This window comes from Chromobacterium sp. HL1, from assembly GCF_057418835.1.
This window is the reverse complement of record NZ_CP162399.1, coordinates 514,311-534,277: the sequence shown is the minus strand read 5'-3', so window position 1 is coordinate 534,277 and position 19,967 is coordinate 514,311. Positions and strand designations below refer to the sequence as shown.

At 61.8% G+C, this 19,967-nt stretch carries 5 protein-coding genes and 4 tRNA genes; 6 read left to right on the top strand and 3 right to left on the bottom strand.

Annotated features, from left to right (window positions below; all coding sequences use genetic code 11):
- Positions 1 to 587 precede the first annotated feature (587 nt).
- On the bottom strand, positions 588 to 1,040 hold the full coding sequence (locus tag AB1Z25_RS02500) for a hypothetical protein (protein WP_486636506.1): 453 nt from the start codon (positions 1,038 to 1,040) through the stop codon (positions 588 to 590).
- A 585-nt stretch (positions 1,041 to 1,625) separates the two neighbouring features.
- Positions 1,626 to 15,584, bottom strand: coding sequence for a DUF4214 domain-containing protein (locus AB1Z25_RS02495; protein WP_486636505.1), 13,959 nt, complete (start codon positions 15,582 to 15,584; stop codon positions 1,626 to 1,628).
- A gap of 355 nt (positions 15,585 to 15,939) precedes the next feature.
- Here AB1Z25_RS02495 and AB1Z25_RS02490 point away from each other — a divergent pair.
- The 4 genes from AB1Z25_RS02490 (at position 15,940) to AB1Z25_RS02475 (ending at position 16,265) form a co-directional block, all read left to right on the top strand.
- A tRNA-Arg gene (locus AB1Z25_RS02490) sits at positions 15,940 to 16,016 on the top strand.
- 11 nt (positions 16,017 to 16,027) lie between these two features.
- Positions 16,028 to 16,102 (top strand) — tRNA-Glu (locus tag AB1Z25_RS02485).
- A gap of 3 nt (positions 16,103 to 16,105) precedes the next feature.
- A tRNA-Arg gene (locus AB1Z25_RS02480) sits at positions 16,106 to 16,182 on the top strand.
- An 8-nt stretch (positions 16,183 to 16,190) separates the two neighbouring features.
- Positions 16,191 to 16,265, top strand: a tRNA-Glu gene (locus AB1Z25_RS02475).
- Positions 16,266 to 16,667: 402 nt separating this feature from the next.
- Here the strand turns inward: AB1Z25_RS02475 and AB1Z25_RS02470 are convergent.
- Positions 16,668 to 17,354: a 4'-phosphopantetheinyl transferase family protein gene (locus AB1Z25_RS02470; protein ID WP_227106792.1), complete on the bottom strand. Its 687-nt coding sequence runs from the start codon at positions 17,352 to 17,354 to the stop codon at positions 16,668 to 16,670.
- A gap of 163 nt (positions 17,355 to 17,517) precedes the next feature.
- Here AB1Z25_RS02470 and hemP point away from each other — a divergent pair, with 163 nt between their 5' ends.
- Both hemP and AB1Z25_RS02460 read left to right on the top strand, forming a co-directional pair.
- Positions 17,518 to 17,691 (top strand): hemin uptake protein HemP, encoded by a 174-nt coding sequence (hemP, locus tag AB1Z25_RS02465; protein ID WP_107801622.1) that lies wholly within the window; start codon positions 17,518 to 17,520, stop codon positions 17,689 to 17,691.
- Between the two features lie 81 nt (positions 17,692 to 17,772).
- Complete coding sequence (locus tag AB1Z25_RS02460) at positions 17,773 to 19,962, top strand: TonB-dependent hemoglobin/transferrin/lactoferrin family receptor (protein WP_486636504.1); 2,190 nt, start codon at positions 17,773 to 17,775, stop codon at positions 19,960 to 19,962.
- Positions 19,963 to 19,967: the final 5 nt, after the last annotated feature.

The following is a 19,967-nucleotide window of genomic DNA, read 5'->3' as shown; positions in this document are numbered from 1 at the left end:
GACGGCAAAGCTCTGATTTGTCTACGTAGGAAACCTGTTTCCGCACTAGTAAATTCGTAAACCCACCCACTCCAATTTCGGCTAAAAATAATGATCTCTTAAATAAAGAAAGATATCACGCACAAATAAAAATGATGCTATAAAAAACCCAGACATCACACCTGCCTTTAATATTTTTAATGCAACATCAACATTAGGAGGCCAAACAAAATCACCTAAAACCATCCAAACCACAATAGGGTTTAAAAAAATCAAAATAGCACAACAAATCAAAAGACCAGCCTACCAAAAAACAAATTGAAACACCAGTCTTTTTAAAAATAATTTCACAAACAATAACATAGTTTATCCATCATTTTGCATCCGACAAACAACACCAGCATTTACACTCTCTTGCCAAACCCCTCCTAACTGCAGAACCAAAAATATTAGGCATGGGATTAAGATAGTTCCACCCTTGTATTCCATACGGTCCAACCGTAACCCACTGGGGCCTATACCATGGATTAAACTTTGGATTAAGCTGACCAGCGACTACATTGCCGATACCATAACCAACCGCACTACCTATCGCAGCTCCAGCCATTCTAGGCAATGGGTCCTGCCCTTGGAAATCTGAACTTACACTCGCGGCATAAGTGTTGAAAACAACAGTACCACCCAAGCTCGCTCCATTCATCCACCAACCAAGTAGCTGCCCCCAAACCGACATCAAGCCAATTCACCGGTCGGTCTGGATTAAACGCTGTTTGTACTTGATAGTTTCCCCCTCCACCCAGCACAGCCGTCGCAAACTTGCTCCATAGACTCGCCCCCTTTGCCACGACCAGCCATCCCATGGCTGGAAAGCTCAGCAGTATCTCTGGATACACATTTTTCAATGCCTGGCTTTCTGCTGTGGGCAGCTTCCAGTTGGCGGCATATTCAGCCTCGGCTTTGGTCAAGCCATCCTTCTTCCCTTTGCTTCGTGTCGTCTTCTGACCCGCCAAGTCTGACGTAGACTTTCCCGCCGTCGCCCGCTGCGCCCACTCCACTTCCATCTCCCTAATCTGTCTGTCAGGAGATTTTGCCAAGACGTTGTGAGCAAGCCCTTTGACTTGCCCACTTTACTCACCACATAAAATTTTTATATATATTCCCATAAAAACCCCAACAACTATTACAACGATCACAAGCAACACAAAAATCCAATAAAATATCTTCTGCCTTTTAGTGGATTTTTATATTGATCATTCCTTATAGTTTGAGACCCCATGACATTCAACTCTAATTTTAAAAAACCCTATATCCATAACTAAGTGGCGAAACAGAAACCCCTGGCGCTCCAAACCCATATTCAACGGCCCTAGCTCCATCAAACGACATACTGACGCCACCCCCAACACCTATGGGAGGCGTTATTGGATAAAAGCCGGAAAAGGCGGGGCACCATACCGTTGAGATTACCTAGCAACAGTCAATGAAAATTTAATCACATGTAATTTTTACATAACCCGTACACCACCCCAATAATAATCATTAAAAAAACAGAGGAAATAAAAAACCAGTATATTATTTTCTGCCTCTTAGATAGTTTCTTATATTGTTCCACATCCATCAGGGGAGCTGACATGAATTACCTCTTATCAAAAAATTCTATATCCATACCCGAATGGAGATACAGACACTCCAGGTGTTCCAACTCCATACTCAACAGCCTTCATCCCGTTAGGAACAATGTTAACGGCACCTCCAATGCCAAAAACAGGGGTTAAAGGGTAAAAACCTGAAGCGGTATATCCATAGCCTCCAAGTAAATTATCTACCTTTTGAGCACTCCCACCACCAACGACATTACCAAAGGTAATAGACCCACCAGGCAAGTAAGAAGGGGCAGAATAGAAGCGAGAGCTCGAGTAAGAAACATATCCATTGAGATTATAAAGATTAACAGACATGCCTATCGAGCCTAACAAAGGAATCGATCCATTAATTGCCACATAATCCGGATTAAATGTTGCCTTTGGCTGGTAGTATGGCATGCTATCTTTAATAGGAATGGCTCTTTGCACTACGGATGACGTATTACTCCCTCCCCTACTATTAGCTTCGTTGATCACATCTTGAATTGCTTGGTTCAGCTCATTCCGGTGCTGCGTATTATCTTTAACTCCTGCCAATCCAGCCGACAATGCCCTAATTTTTATTACATCATTATTAGATAGTGAACCGATACCACTGTAAGTACTGTTACCAATATTCATTGCTCCTGAATCAGCTCGCGCCTTCGCCGCCGTCGCCCGCTGCGCCACTTCCCCACCCTCCAGCCAGCTAAAACGCTCTTGCTCCTTGACGGTGGCCAAGCTCAGTGCCGAGGCATTGCTTCCCCGTCCCCAAATCTGCGCCAGCGCCTGTTGGGGCTGCCGCCGCTCTTGATCCCGCTTCATCATGCCGGCCACCACGCTGTCCCCCAGCGCGCCGCCGAAGGACTCCGCCGCGATCGCGCTCCAGTTCGGACGTTGGCCGGTCAGCTGCGACTGGATACCGCCCGACACCAGGCCGCGCAGCGTGCCGTAGCCAACGCCGGCCACCGGCGCCGAGCTCTTCCAGCCCAGACTGTCGCCCATCCAGCCGCTGACCCCTGTCGCCGCGCCGCTGGCGGCTAACGCGGTCCAGCTGAAGCGCTTCTGCAAGCCGGTGGCCACCGCCACTCCTTGGGTCAGCGCATTGCCCGCCGCGGCGCGGACACCGATGGGGGCATTGGCCAAGGGATCGCCCAACATCCCAGCGCCCACGCCGGCGCTCACTCCCGCGCCAATGGCGCTCAAGCCCACCTGGCTCCACGAGAACTGATCCTGCATCCCCATCGCCATCGCCACGCCCTGGCTGGCCATGGAGCCCACCGCTCCCGCTGCCGCATAGCCGGCAAAAGTGGCCGCGGCGCTCGCTGTCGCGGCCACACCCGCCGCCGCCGGCGCAGCGCCTAGCAGGGGGATCAACGCCTGGCTGAAGATCGGACCCAGCGTCACCACCGCCACCACGGCGACAATAACAACGAAGATAGCGCCAAAACCGCCGCAGCCCCCTCCGCCCCCGCCCTGTTGCGGCGGCGGCGGCGGATCCGGCAGCGTCGGCGTCACATCGCCAATTGCCTCGCCTGGGCTATACACCCGGTAAGTGCCGCTGTTGTTGTGCACATTCGTCACTTTGTTCGGCACTTTCAGCACTTGCCCCGCCGCCAAGGGCTCGCTGCCGCTCAGGCTGTTGGCGTCCGCCAGCAGATACCACATCGCCTGGTCGCCCCACAGCGACGCCGCCAGGCTTTGCAGGGTGTCCCCCGCCTTCACCGTGACGAAGCCCGGCGTCTGGCCCGGGTAGCTCGGACCGATCGGTTCGTAGTTCTGGTCGAAGTCGGCGCTGTTCACCGGCTGACCTTCGCGGTACTGGTCTTTGCGGTTGCCGATCTGGCTTTGCGCCAAGGCCTGGGCGTAGTCGACGCGGCTGGCGCCATCGTTGCCCACCGAGCCGATCTGCTTGCCGTCCAGGTAGTAGTAGTCCTGCCGTTTGTAGGTGCTGCCCTTGGCGATTTCCTCGCGCTTGAGCACCAGGCCCTGGGCGTTGTTGACGTAGCGGAGGCTGCGCTGGCCCACTTCGTCGCGCGCTTCGGCCAGGTGGCCGTTGACGTTGTAGCTGAGATGGGAGTAGCCCTTTTCCCAGCCCGGCGCGTCCTTGTTGTAGGGCTGGGCGGTAATGGTGCTTTGCTTGGCTTCGTCCCACCATTCATAGCCGTAATAGCTGGTGGTGGTGGTGCCGCTGCTGCTCTGCGCGCTGCTGGCCACGGTGCCGTCCGCCATCAGGGTGTAGGTGGTGGTGGCGCCGTCCCGGGTTTGCTGCAGCAGTTTGTGGTCGGCGTCGTAGCGGGACTGGGTCTGGCTGCTGACGCCGCCGTCGCCGTTCCAGCGGTATTGGCGGTATGCGGTGGCGCGTCCCAGCAGGTCGTTGTCGCGCTGGGAGGCCAGCTTGCCGTTGATGCGGGTGCTCTCCAGATAGCCGTCGGCGCTGTAGGTATAGGTCTCGGTGGTTCCATCAGAGGCGTTGATGGCCTGCACCCGTTCGCCGGCGGCGTTGTACAGGATGTCGACGCCGTCGCCGCCCTGGGGGCCGCGGCTGATCTGGCCGTCGATCTTGCTGCCCTTGGTGGTGAGGAAGCGGTTCATGCTGTCGTAGCGGTACCAGTAGTCCTGGGTCCGCTTCTGGCCGTCGACGCCGTCGTGGTAGACGCTGTTGACGTTGATGCGGTTGCCGACGGCGTCGTAGCGGTAGGTGATCAGGAATTTGGGATCATCGATCAGAGTCACCCGGTTGCGCGCGTCGTACTCTATCCTGGCGTACTGGTAAAACTCGCGGCTCTGGTTGTTGAGGCTGGTATAGCCTTCAAAGGTCTTATTGCCGTCGTTGTCGTATTCATACAGGGTGTAGCTGTCCAGCGCGTGGTCGGACAGGCTCTTCAGATAGCCATTACCGTAGTACTGGTAAGTGATGCGCTGGCCGGTGCTTCCGCTTTGTTCGGCCACCTGGCCGGCGTGGTTGTAGCGGTAGCTGAAGCGGTGGTTGCCCAGGTCGACATGGGCCACCTTATGGCCGAACAGGCTGACGTCGTCGGTCTGGCTGCGGCCGTTGGCGTCGGTCTTGACGCTGCGCCAGCCGCCGACGACGATGCCGCCGGCCCCGGCGATGGCGGCATCCCACTGGTAGCGGTAGCTCACCCGGCGCCCGGCAGCGCTGACGGTGGCCAGCACCCGGCCCAGGCTGTCGTACTGGGTGGTGTCGGCCAGGCTGTCCTTGCCGTCGCTGGTGCTGCGGTGGGCGATGCGCTGGCCGGCGCTGTCGTAGTCGTATTCGTCGTAGCCGCGGCGGCCGTCGGCGCGCGCGGCGCGGTCCTGACGGATCAGCTGGTTGTTGGCGTTGTAGCGGTAATCGCTGCGGCGGCCGATTTCGTCGACGCTGACACGCAGATTGCCGAACACGTCGTAGCCCAGTTGCTTGACGCCGCCGTCGGCGTGCGCCTCGCCGCCGCTCTTGCCCTGGCCCCTCTCGCCCCCGGCCAGCCAGCTTTGGCGGTTAAGCTGGCCGTTGGCGTCGACGGTGGCCACCAGATTACCCAGCGCGTCGTAACGGTACAGGGTGCGCACCGGCGGCGGGGCCTTGTCGCCGGCCGCGACGATCACGGTTTGCGGGTCTTGCTTGGCCAGCAGTTGGCCGAAGGCGCTGTACTCGAAGGTGGTGCTGTTGCCGCGGCCGTCGGTTTCGCTGCTCACTTCGCCGAAGGCGTTGTACTGCTGGCGGCGGATGATGTTGTGCTCGCTCTGGCTGGTGCCGGTGATCACCCAGTTGAGGCGGGCGCTGTCGACGCCGCTGTGGCGGCGCAGATAGCCGCTGACGTCCAGCGCCGCGCCGTCGGCGCCGGTCAGCAAGGCGCCCTGGGCGTCGGCCAGCTGGTAGCGGTACTCGTAGTCGCCGGCGGCCAGCGCGTCGGCGTTCAAAGCGAACTGGCCCTGGGCGTTGCGGCTCAGCGCCGCCTGGGTCCAGGCGCCCTGGCTGCCCTTGCTCCGGTAGGACAGCAAGAGCTGGGCGGCCTGGGTCTGCGGCGGATTGAAGCTGACCATCAGCGGCAGCGTCAGGCCCTTGGTATTGACGCTGACGGCGCCGCCGCCCAGCGTCAGTTGACCGCCGGCGCGATTGAGCATCAGGCCGTTGGCGTCGAACAACTGGTATTCGAATTCATACACCGTCGGCGCGCTCAGGCCCTTGGCCAGCGCGCTGCTGTCCCAGTCCCATTCGCCGTTGGCGGCGCGGCTCAGCGGCGCTTCGGCCCAGGCGCCGCCGGCAGTACGATAGCGGATCAGGCCGCGGGTAGCCGCCGCCGGCTGATTGCCGCCGATGTGAACGATCTGCGGCTGGTCGCGCCAGGCGACGGGCTGGGTGACGGAAGCCGCTTCGCCCGGACGGAAGGCGCCGACCACCGCGCCCAGCGATTGGCCGTTGGCGTCGAGGCGCTCGAGCTCATACTCCCAGGTCTGGCCGGCGGCCAGGCCGTAGTTGGACGGCAGGAACTGGAACCAGCCCTTGAAGCCGGTGGCGGCCAGCACCTGGCTGGCGCCCCACTCGCCGCCCGGGGTGCGGAAACGTAGCCGCGAGGACACCGCGGCCTCGCCGAGATTGGTCAGATTGACCCAGCCGGTGCTGTACATGAAGGCGCTGTCGACGGCGGCCTCGCTCTGAGAGATGGTGGGCGCGCTGTCGTTGAGGTTCATCGTGCCCTGGCGGGTGTTGAGCACCTTGCCGGCGGCGTCCATGGCGACGTAGCGGAATTCGTACGCTTGGCGCGCCATGCCGGACCAGTCGAGGGCGAATTGGCCGGGTACTACATTGCCGTTGACCTTGAGTTGCGGCACATAGACATACTGCCAGCCCGCATTGCTGCCCGCCGGGCGGGTGTAAAGCAGCATCTGGGTGGCGGAGGTGGGTTGGCCTTGGAAGTGAACTTTTCTCGTACTGAATGGTATCGCTCCACCTGTCCAAACTACATCCGTAGGATCATTATAAGGTGTATGCCCATTAAATTTAGTAACTAACTGCTCACTTCCTCCTACTTGCTTGAAAACATCAATCCTCATCTCATGCTTTTGGTCCCGTTCAAAGTATCCTTCGAAGCCATAATACGGCATCCACTTTATATAGCTATTCACCATAGAGAACTTGACTTTTAGTTTTGCATCTCCAGAAAAAACCTTTTGTTCAAATGAAAAATTTTTCGCATACCCATATGCTTTTGAAATAATATTAAATTTAATAAGATAATACCCATCCCCCAACTCCATCATTGCACTTGGCAATTGAATGTTTAATGAAACCCCCTCCAAATACTTAAAAACTTCCCAATCATCATAGCTATTACGAAGGGATTCATATACTTCTGGTGAAACATCAAACTGGGTAGATAACCGAGCCTCCCCACTTCGGCTTACTTCAACAGCCCCCCCCACCAGCGGATTCTTCCCCACCACCGCCCCCGGCGCCTTCGAAGACCCCGCCGTCACCACCCCGCCGCTGCCCTCCTGCGGCACCGCGCTGTTCCAGCGCTCCGCCTGCACCAAGGCCTGGTCCCGCGCGCTCACCATCTTCGGCTGGTAGGTCACCACCCGCTGGTTGCGGCCGTCGTATTCGCTGATCGTCAACCGCAGGCCGCTGTCCGGCCGGTTGATCGCCGCCAGGATCTGATCACGGCTCAATTGCCGCAGGTCCACGCTGTCCGATTCGATCTGCAGCGTGGCGTTGCCGTTGGCGTCGTACAGGTAGGCGCGCGTCACCCCGCCTTCGTTGCGCCGAAACACCCGGCCGGCGCCGTCGTAGTCGGCGAACTCCTGCCACGCGCCCTTGCCGTTGGCGCTGGTACGTTTGCCGTCAATTTCGCCGTAGGCGTTGTAGCGGGTTTCAAAACGCATGCCGGTCGCCTGGTCGCGTCTTTCGGTCTGGCGGCCGGCCGCGTCGTAGCGGTAGCCGGTCACGTCGTTGACTTCGCTGCCGTCAGCCTGGCGCCGCGCCCGCTGGCTGCGGGTCAGCTGGCCGGCGGCGTCGTAGTCGTAACGGATGCCATTGCCCATCGCGTCGGTCTGGCTCAGTAGCCGGCCGCCGGCGCCGTATTGGTAGCGCACGATCTGGTCGTCGGCTTCGCGGGCCTCGTCCAGGCCGCGACGGATCTGGCGGCTGAGCTGGTCCAGGCCGTTGTATTCGCTGTCGCTGGTCGGCCGCACGGCTCGACCCAAGTAATCGGTAAATACCGCGTCCTGGCGTCGGGTCTCGCGGCCTTGCCTATCGTATTTCCAGTTGGTGACCTGGCCGGCGGCGTCGGTCTTTTGGGTCACCTTGCCCAGCGCGTTGTACTGATAACGGGTCGTGGCGGTTACCGTAAGTTGGGTTTTGCCGTCGGCGCTGGCCACTTTGAGCTTGAGGGTGCGTTCCGCGCTAATCCGGCCCATCCGGTCGTAGTCGGTTTCGCGCACGCGGTCGTCGGCGTGGGGCTTGAGTTGCTGACGCAGCGTGTCCAACGGGGTGGCGCTGTCGTAAGCACCGCTCAGGGCGCTGGCGTAGCGGGTTTCGCGGATGGCCCGGCCGGCGGCGTCGTAGTCCCAGGCGGTGACGTAGCCGGCGGCGTCGACGCTCAGCAGTTTGCGGCCGGCGCGGTCGTAGTAGTGACGTTGGCTGCCGCCGCGGGCGTCAATGCTTTCGATCAGGTTGCCGTTGGCATCGTAGCGCTGGCGGCTGATCAGGTCTTGGGTCGCCACGGTGTACTGGCCGCTGGCCGCGTCGCGTTGGCCGATGCTTTGTCCCGGCAGGCGGGTTTCGATCAGGCGGTTGTTGCCGTCGTAGACGTAGCGGGTTTCGCGGACGTCGGCGGAGGCCGGCGCCGGCACGCCGCCGTCGGCCGGCAGCCCCACCAGCCGAGCGTAGACGCGCTGCGCCTGCACATTGCCGACTGCATCGTAAGTCCATTGGCTCAACACGCCGTCGCCGTTGCGCTCCGCCGTTTTACGCCCCAGCGCGTCGTAGCGGCTGCGGGTGATCTTGCCGTTGGCGTCGGTGAATTCGATCTGCCGGCCGGCGGCGTCGTAGCGCCAGCTTTGGCTAGGGCTGACCGTGGCTTCGCCGCCGTCCAAGGTGTAGACCGGCAGCGCGTCGCTGGTCTGGCGGATCAGCCGGTTGTTCGCGTCGTATTGATAGCGGGTGGTGCGCTGTTCCGGCTTGCCTTCGGCTTCCACTTGCAGCCTGCGGTTGCCGAAGCCGTCGTATTCGAAGCGTTTGACGATGCCCAGCGGGCTGGTCTCTTTGAGCACCCGGCCCTGCGCGTCGTGGACGTAGCGATAGACGCCGCCCAGTGGGTTGGTGTAGACGGTCTTGTTGCCCAGGCCGTCGTACGCCATCTTCTCGACGCCGCCCTCGGCGTCGGTGATCGCCACCTGACGGCCCAGCTTGTCGCGGAGAATAGTGGTGACGGCGTCTCGAGCGGGCTCGGCCGGGATCATCGGCCGGCTTGCGGTCTTGAGCGTGGACACATTGACTCGCGTGGCATGGCGGCTGATGCGCAGCACGTCGCCAAACGCATCGTACTCGGTCGTGGTGGCGCCGCCTTCGGGATCGATGTGCAGGGTCTGGCGGCCGAGCGCGTCGTAATAGTTGTAGCCGCTGTAGCCGCGCGGGTCGGTGATCTTGATGGCCTTGCCGAAGGCGTCGTATTCGGTGACGGTGACGCCGCCCAGCGCGTCGGTTTCGCGGATCAGCCGGCCGAGCAGGTCGTAGTCGCGGCGGGTGGTGCGGCCGCCCGCGTCGGTTTCGGCAATGCGATTGCCTTGGGCGTCCAGTTGATAGCGGGTGGTAGCGGCCAGCTTGCCGCCGTCGCCGCGGGTTTCCTGGATCAGGCGGCCGGCGGCGTCGTAGACGCTCCGGCTAACTTGATCTTGTGCGCTGGTTTTGATTTGAGCCAGCACGCTCCAGTCGTTCAGCGCCTGACGTACGTCCAGCGCGGCCGGACGTTTGAGCGCCAAGCGCCAGCCCATCAGATATCTGGCCAACTCGCCCCGGCTTCTGCCCTTTGACCCCAGGTTTTCCTGCCAGGTGGTTTTTTCAGCCTCGGACGGGCTACGTGTGACAATCCGGCGAAACGCCCAATCTATGAAGCCGGCCTCATCCAGTTTGCCGTATCGTTTTTCGAACTCTGGGCTGCTGAGCAGAGCTTGCGCCCGCTCGCTTTGACTCGCCGCTCTGGCATTGAGCTCATCCAGGTTTGCCGGAGCCCGTCCCAGGACATAAGCGTACAGGCGCTTATTGTAGTCCGCCCATTCTGCGTTGGCCGCGGCGCTGGTCTTGGCATCCGCTTCCGGCCATAGCCGCTGGGCGTAACGCCGCGTTTCCGTCACTTGGCCCGCCGCATCGTAGCGGTAGGCGGTCACATAGCCGCTGGCGTCCACGCTATGGCTCAGCCGCCCTGCCGCATCGTATTGCTGGCGGCTGACCTGGTCGCCATTGTGGTAGCCGGTGCCCTCCGCCAGCACGCGCCAGTCGTTCAAGGCCTGGGCAATGGCGGCGGACGGCGCCACCTGCTGTACATCGGCCTGCTGCAGCAGGCTCCAAAAAACGCCGCCACGGCTTTCGCCCTTGTCCAGCCGCGCTTTGGCCTCCTCCAGTTCTTGCGCGGTGCCGGCTCGGCTGTACACCGTCTGGTAGATCCAGGCGGCGAGTTGGGCGTTGTCTAGTTTGCCCACTCGCTTTTCGAATCCGGCGCTCGCCATCAGTTCGCTGGCCCGCGCCGCTGGGTCCGCCGCGGCTTTGTCGTGCAGGGCGCTGGGCGAGTCCGCCGCCCGACCGTACAAATAGGCGTACAAGGCCTGATTGACCTGCATCCAGGCCAGGTTGGCTATGCTCCGGTTGGCGTGCCGACGCGTCTCCACGATATTGCCCAGCCCATCGTAGCTGCGGCGGGTGGCGTAGCCTTCCGCATCCACGCTGAATACGGCGCGGCCGGCGGTGTCGTAGGCAAAGAACTCTTTACGGTCGTTAGCCGAGCGCAGGATGTAGCCGCTGCCATCCGCCGGGGCTTGGTCAGCACGGTCTATCCGCGCCGGCATCTGATTGATGACGGTCTTTTTTTGCACCGGGTTGGCATATTGGGTCCGCTGCTGCAGCTGGCCGGCCGCGTCGTACTGGTATTCGGTGGCGTAGCCGCGCGCGTCCCGGCTCAGCTGAAGCCGCCCAAGCGCGTCGTACAGCTGAAACTCTCCCCGGTCCGCGCCGCCCGTCAAGAGATAGGCGCCGGCCGGCGCGCCGCTATCCGGGAGGCTGCCCAAGCGGGCGACGAGCTGGCCGTCGATGAACGTCCCTTGCACCGCATTGGCGAAGCGCGAGACCCAGGCCAGATTGCCGCCTTTGTCGTAACTGTATTGGGTCAGATAGCCTTGAGGGTCTATCCGCTGCAGCAGCCGGCCGGCTTTGTCGTAAACCCGCCGTTCGGTTTGGTCCGCCGCGCTGGCCTTCAGTTGCGGGCCAAGATCGGCCAGGTTCTCTACTGAGGCGAGAACGCCTGGTTTGAGCGCCTGGGCGTAACGGGTGGTGCGCAGTATGCGTCCCTCGGCGTCGTAACGGGTTTCACTGACATAGCCCAACGGATCGACGCTATACGTCTGCCGCTGATTGGCATCGTACGCATAGCGCGTCACCTTGCCGCCGGCATCGGTCTTGGACGTCACATTGCCGTTGCCGTCGTATTGGTAGCGGGTGCTGAGTTTGAGGCCGTCGGGGTCCACGGTCTCTCTTACTCGCCGGCCGGCATTGTCGTATTGGTATTCGGTGGTCTTGGCCTGAGGGCTGCCGGCGGCTTCGGTCACGCGGATCCGCCGGCCCTGGCCGTCATAGCGGTAGGCGGTGAGGAGTTTGAGGCCGGTGGCGTCGCGCACGGTTTCAATCACGCGGCCATTGCCGTCGTAACGGGTCTCGCTCACGCTGCCGTTGGCGTCGATCTGTCTCAGCACCCGTCCGCGGCTATCGTATTCCGTGCGGGTGCTTAGGTTCAGGCCGGTCGGGTCAATCGTACGCTGCAAAACACGGCCCACCGCGTCGTAAACGTAGACGGTGCGGACGCCGTTGGCGTCAAGGCTTTCAAACAGGCGCCCGGCGCTGTTGTAACGCCATTGTTCGCCGTAACCCAGCGGGTTGTTTTGACGAATGAGACGGCCGTCGCGGTCGTATTGGTAGGTGGTGGCGTGACCGCGCCCATCGGTCACGATGACGATCTCGCCGTGGCCGTTGCGCTCTGTGACGGTGGCGATGCCGTTGGCGTCGGTGACGGTCAAGCGGCCGGTCTTGTCGTCATAGACGGTGGTGGTGACGGCGCCCAGCGCATCAGTCTGGGTCAGCGCGCGGCCGAAGGCGTCGTAGACGCTGCGCCGCCGGCCGCCCAGAGCGTCCTGGCTGACGATTTGCCGGCCCAGTTTATCGTATTCGCTGCGCTGAACCTGCCCTTGCGGATCGGTCTGTTCCAATGCGCGGCCAAAGGCGTCGTAGCGGGTGTGCCGCAGCAGCTTCAAGCCGTCGGCATCGTCTTGCTGCTGGATATTGAGGCCGCGGCGGTCGTACAGCAATTGCTGGCGGCCGCCGTCCAGGCGGATGTGGTCCTGGCGTTCGCCAAAGGCGTTGTAGCTCCAGCGATCCGTCACGCGTCCCAAGGCATCGGTCTGGCTGGCCAACTCGCCGCGCCGGTCGTAGCCATAGCTTTGGCGGCTGAAGCCGGCTTGGGCGAGTGAGGCCAGCAGCGGAGTGAGTTGGGATTGCGGCCCGTCGTTCAGGCCGGCCAGCTGCGCCGCGCTAAGCCGGCGCTCATAACTCAGTTGTCCTACGATTTGGCCGAAGGCGTCGTAGCGGGTGTCGCTGACTTCGCCCAGCGCATTGACGATGTGAGTCTGGAGGCCGGCTGCGTTATAGAAGTAAAGGGTGCGTTCGCTCTGGCCGTCTGCCCCGTTGGGGCGAAGGGTGGCGATGCGTTGGCCGGCGGCGTTGTAGTAGTGGCGGCTGCCCCAACGTTCCCACACGGCGTCCACCCTGGCTTGGCTGGGCGCTCCGCCCAGCGCCGCCAGCGCTTGGGCGCCTTCGCCGGCCAGTTCTGCGGTCAACCGGCCCTGTTTGTCGTAACGTTGCAGTTGGCTGCGACCATCCTTCCCCGCCTGGCGGGTGGTCCGGATCAGCCGGTCTTGGCTGTCGTAGGCGTAGCTGGTGATCAGACCATCGGGTTGCCGGACCTGGCGAGTGAGCCGGCCGGCGGCATCGTACTCATAGAGCAAGCCTTGGTCGTTGCCATGGACGGCGGGACGGCGCGCGGCCAGGGTGGCCCCGGTTTTAGCGCGGTTGGCGTAACGGATTTGTTGTTGGACGCGGCCGGCGGCGTCGTAGCGGGTTTCGCTCAGATAGCCTTCGGCGTCGACTTCAGCCACTTGCTGACCACGGCCATCGTAATAATAGGAAGTGGTCTGGTCTTGGGCGTGGGTCTGCGGTCGCAGCGCGCTCAAACCGCCGGCCGCGCGTTCTGCGCCGGCGGTCGCGTTGGTGTAACGAATGGAAGCAAGCCGTTGACCGACGCTGTCGTAACGATGCTCAATCAGATAGCCTTCGCCATCCAGTTCCGCCTGCAGCCGCCCCGCAGCATCGTAGAACCGGCGTTCGGTCCTATCTTGCCCGCTGGCGGCAACGCGGGCATTGGCCTCATTGAGGCTCAGTTCGCCGTCACGGGCTTGCAAGGCTTGTTGTTTCTTGGCGCCCAGCCACGCGGCGTAGCGAGTTGTGCCGATGATCCGGCCGCTGCCGTCGTAATGGGTGTCGGCGACCGCCCCGCTGGCATCGATGCTGCGCGCCAGACGCCCGGCGGCATCGTAGAGCAGGTGTTCAATGCGGTCGTCCGCGTGACCTGTGGGGCGCAAGGCGTCCAGCGTCCATTGTGACGGATCGGCGTTCAAGCGGCTCAAGTCGATGCGATTGGCGTAGCCGGTTCGGCGGATGAGTTGGCCTGCGGGGTTATAGCGGTATTCAATGAGCGCGCCGGTGGGATCGATGTCCGCCTGCTTGCGCCCTTGCGCGTCGTAAAGCTGGTATTGCCGTTGACCGGTGGGATCGGTGCTGCGCAGCAGCCGGCCCATGGCGTCGTAGAGATAGTGGGTGCGGCCCAGCGGGCCCCCGGCGTCTTGTTCGGTTTGGGCGATCAGCCGGCCGGCGCTGTCGTACTGCCTTAGCGTGCTCAGGCCGTTGGCCAGGGTGACCTGGGTTTGCCTTTGCGCGTCGAGGTAAACGGTAACGGTGCTGTTGCCCAGCGCATCGGTCTGCCGCGTCAGGCGGTTAAGGCCGTCGTAACGGTATTGCACGCTGGCGCCGCGGCCATCCCATTGTTGCAGCACATTGCCGTTCTGGTCGTATAGATAACGGACTCTTTGCTCGCTGCCGTCGCGCAGCCCCTGGCCCTTGGCGTCTAGCTGGGCATAACGCACGGTTTCACTGACCAGGCCTCGCAAATCGTAAACGCTGTCGCTGCGTTGGATCTGCGCCGGCGGCTGGCCGGCCGCCCAGGCCGTCAGTTTGGCGGTGTCGGCCTTCTGCTGACCTGCGCTGTTCAGATAGCTCAGCTGGCTGACAGGCCGGCCCAGCGCGTCATAGCGCCATTCGGTGACGCCGCCGGCGGGGTCGATCCGGAAACGCAGCCGGCCCTTTTCGTCATAAGCGTAACGCGTCGTCTGCGCGCCGTCCGGGACTTGCGAGCCCGCGCCGTCCGGGTCCAGCCCGGTATGGCGGGTTTCGCTGAGCAGCCGGTTGGCGGCATCGTATTCCCGGAGCACCGTCTGGCCCAAGGCGTCTCGCTCCAAAACGCGGTTGCCTTGTCCATCGTATTGGTAGTGGGTGGCTTGTCCGCGCGCGTCGGTCAGGCGCAGCAAGCGCCCTTGGGCATCATAGCTTGCGCGCAATTGAAGCTGCCCGCCTCTGCCGGCTTCCAGCAAACGGCCTTGCGCGTCATAACGCCAAGTGCTCTGCAAGCCGGCCGCATCCGTGATGGTGGTCTGTTGCTTGCCCACGTCGTAGTCGAAGCGGGTGCGGCGCACCACGCCATCGCGGTCGATATCGCGCACCTCCGCCACCCGCCACTCGTCCTTGACCTGGCTGTAGCCAAACTCCAGGCGGCTGCCGTCGCTCTGACTCAGGCTGGCCAGTCGGCTGGAATTCCCGTCATAGGCATAACGGGTGATGTAAACCTTGCCGTCATTAATACGGCCGTCTTCCGGGCTCAGGTCGACGCTGACGCTGCTAAGCCGCTGTTGCGCATCGTAGCCATAGCGCACCCGGGTACGGGTCTGGCTGGCGCCGTTCTCGGTCCACAAGGTCCGCAACTGCGTGATATTGCCTCGGGCATCGTAATCTATGGCCAGTTGCTCGCCGCCCGAGCTGTCCAGCCGCACCACCCATCCGGCGGCGTTGTAAACCACTTGCAGGGTTTTGCCGTCGCGGTCGCGCTGCAGCAGCAGCCGTCCGCCCGCCGCCGCGTCGTAGGTTTCAGTGGTCTGGCTCGCGCCATCGGTCCAGGTCCATTGCTGACGCGCGGCATCGTAGCGCAGCAGATCGTCGGCTCCCGGCCCGTCCTGCCCCACATACGCCTGGCGGGCGACATCGTAACGGTAGGTCACGGCGGAACCGTCTTCGCCAATACGGCGCACGGTGCTGCCCGCTTGGTTGAATCCGCCTTGGCGGCCGGTCACCTGACGCGCGGCGCCCAATCTCCAGACGCCGGGGTCCTCTCCGACCTGACCTTGGCTGTTGTAAGTGCGCAGCAAGCTCAGATCGAGACCGGCGCTCTTCAGGAATTCGTCGCGTTGTTGCAGCAGCAGATTGCCGTTGCTGGCGTTGACATAGACCTTCTCGCCGCTGCGGCCAAAGGCGGCCTCCCCCAATTGCCCCTGCCCGCCCAAAGCCGCCAACGAACCATTCTGCAGCCCCAACCCCGCCCCCAGCACCATTGCAACCATGTTCGATCTCCCGAAATTGGCCTACTCAAGGAGTCTTATCTGAGGATTCCAGAAAAAGTTTAGATATAAATTAATAAGTTTACAAAATTCCGCCTTTCCAGCTGCATGCCACCGTTAACTGCTGGCCCTCACAGCCAAGTTCAGACCCCATGCGCGGAGCGGCATCAACCGGCTTTCAGACTTTGTATCAAGACAACGGCCAACTATGTCTGACCGGTACCCCTGTTGGCGCAGCACGACAGCGGCAGCCGGACCGAGCACGGCCCTGTAAAAAAACTTTCAAAAACGATTGACACTCAAAAAGCGAATCTATAGTATTCCGCTTCTCGCAAGACACAACGTCTAGCGAGACAGCGCACCCGTAGCTCAGTTGGATAGAGTATCTGGCTACGAACCAGAGGGTCGGGCGTTCGAATCGCTCCGGGTGCGCCACAACTTAAAGTGTCCCTATAGTTTAGCGGTTAGAACACCGCCCTTTCACGGCGGTAGCCGGGGTTCGATTCCCCGTGGGGACGCCACTAGCACCCGTAGCTCAGTTGGATAGAGTATCTGGCTACGAACCAGAGGGTCGGGCGTTCGAATCGCTCCGGGTGCGCCACAATTTAAGTCCCTATAGTTTAGCGGTTAGAACACCGCCCTTTCACGGCGGTAGCCGGGGTTCGATTCCCCGTGGGGACGCCAGCATTAGCAAAAGCCCGTCATGGCGACATGACGGGTTTTTTGTCGTCCGCGCAAACCACACCACAAAGACAAACGGCTTGCCGCGCAAGCCATCTACAATAGCCACCTGGTTTGCATTAATTCGCGCAAGACCATTCTCACGCAAACCCATAACCCCTCCTCCGCTTGCGCCTGGGAACCCAAGCCTCGCGGGCCAAGGCGCACTCACCGAGTAAAGCTCCACAAGGCGCAACAGATCGTGAACAGCTTCAGAGCCTGCTCAAAGTCTCGCGAGCAAGGGCGTGACAAGGCGAAAACAAGCGAAAAAGCGGAGTGCACATACGGTGCATGAGCATTTTGAGTTTGTTTTCAACGCCCCTTTCTATCCATCCCGCCGACGCGCAGCAGATCGTAAACAGGTTCTTAGCGCTCTGCCCAAGCCAAGGTCGCCTTATACCCGTCCGGCGCCTCCAGCGCCCAGGCTCTTGTCGCCGGCCAGCGTTCGGGCGCGGCAATCCGCAACGGCAGTTCCTTATCCGTCAGTTCCAAGGCCTCGAACGCGGACAGGTGCTGAGCAATGCCCACGCCCCAGGCTTTCAGCACCGCCTCCTTGATGGTCCACAACTGGAAGAAAGCCGCCACGTCCCGCCCGTGTCCGCATAGTTCCAGCTCCCCCGGCAGCAAGGTCTGCTCCGCCAGCGCCGGCACGTCGCGCATGGCTTGCACCGTTTCGATGTCCACCCCCACCTGCCCGCCGCGCGCGATGGCGATCAACGCGTAAGCGCCGGAGTGAGACACATTGAAGACCGGCGCGCCGGCCAGGCTCAAGACGGGTTTCCCATGGGCGCCCAGCTCAAACGTCAGCGCGTCCGGCGTCAGGCCGGTTTCTTGCGCCAGCAGCCGCCGCAAGGCCAAGCGAGTCAAGGCGAACTGCAACTGGTTGATGGTGCGCAGATAGCGCAGGCAGCGCTTGCGCTCGTCCTGACTCAAGCCCGCCAGCAGCGCCTCGTCCACCGGCCAATCCACATCCAGCCGCACGCGGTACAGCCGCAAGGCCTGCGGCGCGCCCGCCGGGCAAGGCAAGGGCTTGATCAAAGCGTTCAGTTCCATCCGCCTCTCCGCGCAAAAACCGCCATTATCCCTAGCCTGTAGCACGGCAACCAGGCTATTTGTGACCATCCCGCCACAATTTGGCACTTTTCATGCGTAATAATCACATTCCTTGGTTGAACTCGATAATGAGAATCGTTACCATTTGGCTATGGATAAATTCATGCATGCCCAAAACGCGGCCAAACTTGGCAACGGGGCCAGCGCAGCCAACCTGTCGCCGGTGCTGCGCAGCTGCGAGCTGTTCGCCAAAGGCAGAGAAATCCTGATCGAGCATCAGGGCGAAATGTATCGCTTGCAACTCACACGCAACGGCAAGCTCATCCTAATCAAATAGGTCTCTGACCACACACACCGCAAGCCAGCCAAGACTAGCCAGCCAGCGGAAGCACCCAACCTTAGGAAGTTTGGAGTTTCCATGGCCTTATTTCGCGCCACCCCCTTGGTTCTGAGCCTGGCCGCCGCCTGGCCCGCGCTGGCGGCGACGCCGGCGGAACTGGAGACCGTTCAGGTCACCGCCCACCGCAGCAGCAAACCGCTGGCGGAAACCGCGCCCAACGCCAGCGTGATCTCGCGTCACAAACTGGACGATCAACTGGTGCGCGACATCGCCGACGCGGTCAAATACGAGCCCGGCGTGGAAGTGGCCACCGATCCGGCGCGCCGCGGCAACGCCGGCTACACCATCCGCGGCATCGACGGCAACCGCATCCTGATGCTGATCGACGGCATCCGCCTGCCGGAATCCTATGCCGGCGGCGGCAGCAATAACGGAGCCGTTTCCGGCCGCGATTACGTGGAACTGGAAACCCTGCGCGCCATCGACATCGTCAAGGGCCCCACTTCCAGCCTGTACGGCTCCGACGCCATCGGCGGCGTGGTGGGCTACCGCACCAAGACCGTGGACGACTTCGTGCCGGAAGAACAAGGCGTGGGCGGCAGCGTCAAGGGCTTTGGCGGCACCGCCAACAATGGCTGGGGCAGCAGCGCCGGCGTGGGCGTCAAGGGCGAGCGCGCCGATCTGATGCTGCTCTACACCCATCGCAACGGCCATGAAACCGACAACCAGGGCAATAACGACAGCAGCAGCACGCTGCGCACCAAACCGAATCCGCAAAGCTGGGACAGCGACAATGTGCTGGCCAAGCTGGGCTTCAAGCCGGCCGCCAACCAGCGGCTGGAACTGACGCTGGAGCACTATCGACGCGATACCGACAGCGCGTTGCTGAACTCGCTGGGGCCGGTGCCCCGGACCACTTACGCCCTTACCGACAACCAGGCCAAAGACCGCACCCAGCGCGACCGCGCGTCGCTGGCCTGGGAAGGCAAGCAGCTGGGCGCCTTCGACCGGCTGGCGGTGAAAGCCTATTATCAGAAGCTGGACAACGCCGACACCAATACCGAATGGCGCAGCAACGGCCTGCGCATCTTGTCCGACTACGGCTTCAAGCAGGATAGTTACGGCCTGACCCTGGAAGCCGAACACAACTTCCAGGCGCTCTCCGCCGAACACCAGCTCTTGTGGGGCGCGGACTTGAGCCGCACCGACACCAGCCGTCCGCGCACCAAGACCCAGTACAACCCGAACGGCAGCACCAGCAATATCGTCGGCGGCGAAACCTACCCCAACAAGACCTTCCCCGACAGCCGCTCCGAGCGCATCGGCCTGTTTGTCCAGGACGAGATCAAGTTCGGCAACGGCCTGGTAGCCTCGCCGTCGCTGCGCTGGGATCACTACAAGATGACGCCGCAGCCGGATCAGGCTTTCGCCAACGGCAACCCCAACAACTATCAGGTGCCCACCTTCAAGGACAGCGCCTTCTCGCCCAAGCTGGGCCTGAGCCTGCCGTTCGCCGATCACTACACCGGCTTCCTGCAGTTCTCCTCCGGCTTCCGCGCGCCGCCGTTCGACGACGCCAATATGGCGTTCACCAACCCGATTCAGCGCTATCAAGTGCTGCCCAACCCCAATCTCAAGTCCGAAAGCAGCCGCGGCGTGGAGCTGGGCCTGAAAGGCCAGTGGGACAGCTTTGATTTCGGCGTCACCGCCTATGCCAACCGCTACAAGGACTTCATCGATCTGGCCGACATCGGCATGATCAACGGCCTGTCCGCCTATCAGTACCAGAACATCGGCGAAGTCGAGATCAAGGGCGTGGAAGGCCGCGCCGCCTGGCGCTTCGCGCCGAGCTGGCGCGCGATGGCGTCCATCGCCTACACCCATGGCCAGAACAAGCAGAAGAACGAACCCTTGGCCAGCATCACCCCGCTCAACGCCACGCTGGGCCTGCGCTACGACCAGGCCAGCTTCGGCGGAGAAGCCTTGCTGAAATTGGCCAGCGCCAACGACCGCCTGCCCAATGTCGCGCAACAGGGCAGCAGCCAGACCTCGCCGCCGTTCAAGGCTCCGGGCTACGCCGTGCTGGACCTGACCGCTTACTGGAAGCCGGCCAAGAACACCACGCTGCGCGCCGGCGTGTTCAACGTCTTCGACCAGAAATACTGGAAAGCCGCCGATGTGCGCGGCAAGACCAGCAGCGACCGCACGCTGGACCTGTTCACCCAGCCTGGCCGCAACCTCAGCGCCAGCGTCGAATACACCTTCTAACCGCG

Excerpts from the sequence above, each read along its gene's own strand:
- AB1Z25_RS02470 (WP_227106792.1), bottom strand. The coding sequence starts at position 17,354 with ATGGAACTGAACGCTTTGATCAAGCCCTTGCCTTGCCCGGCGGGCGCG.
- AB1Z25_RS02460 (WP_486636504.1), top strand. The coding sequence starts at position 17,773 with ATGGCCTTATTTCGCGCCACCCCCTTGGTTCTGAGCCTGGCCGCCGCC.
- hemP (WP_107801622.1), top strand. The coding sequence starts at position 17,518 with ATGCATGCCCAAAACGCGGCCAAACTTGGCAACGGGGCCAGCGCAGCC.
- AB1Z25_RS02500 (WP_486636506.1), bottom strand. The coding sequence starts at position 1,040 with ATGGAAGTGGAGTGGGCGCAGCGGGCGACGGCGGGAAAGTCTACGTCA.
- AB1Z25_RS02495 (WP_486636505.1), bottom strand. The coding sequence starts at position 15,584 with ATGGTTGCAATGGTGCTGGGGGCGGGGTTGGGGCTGCAGAATGGTTCG.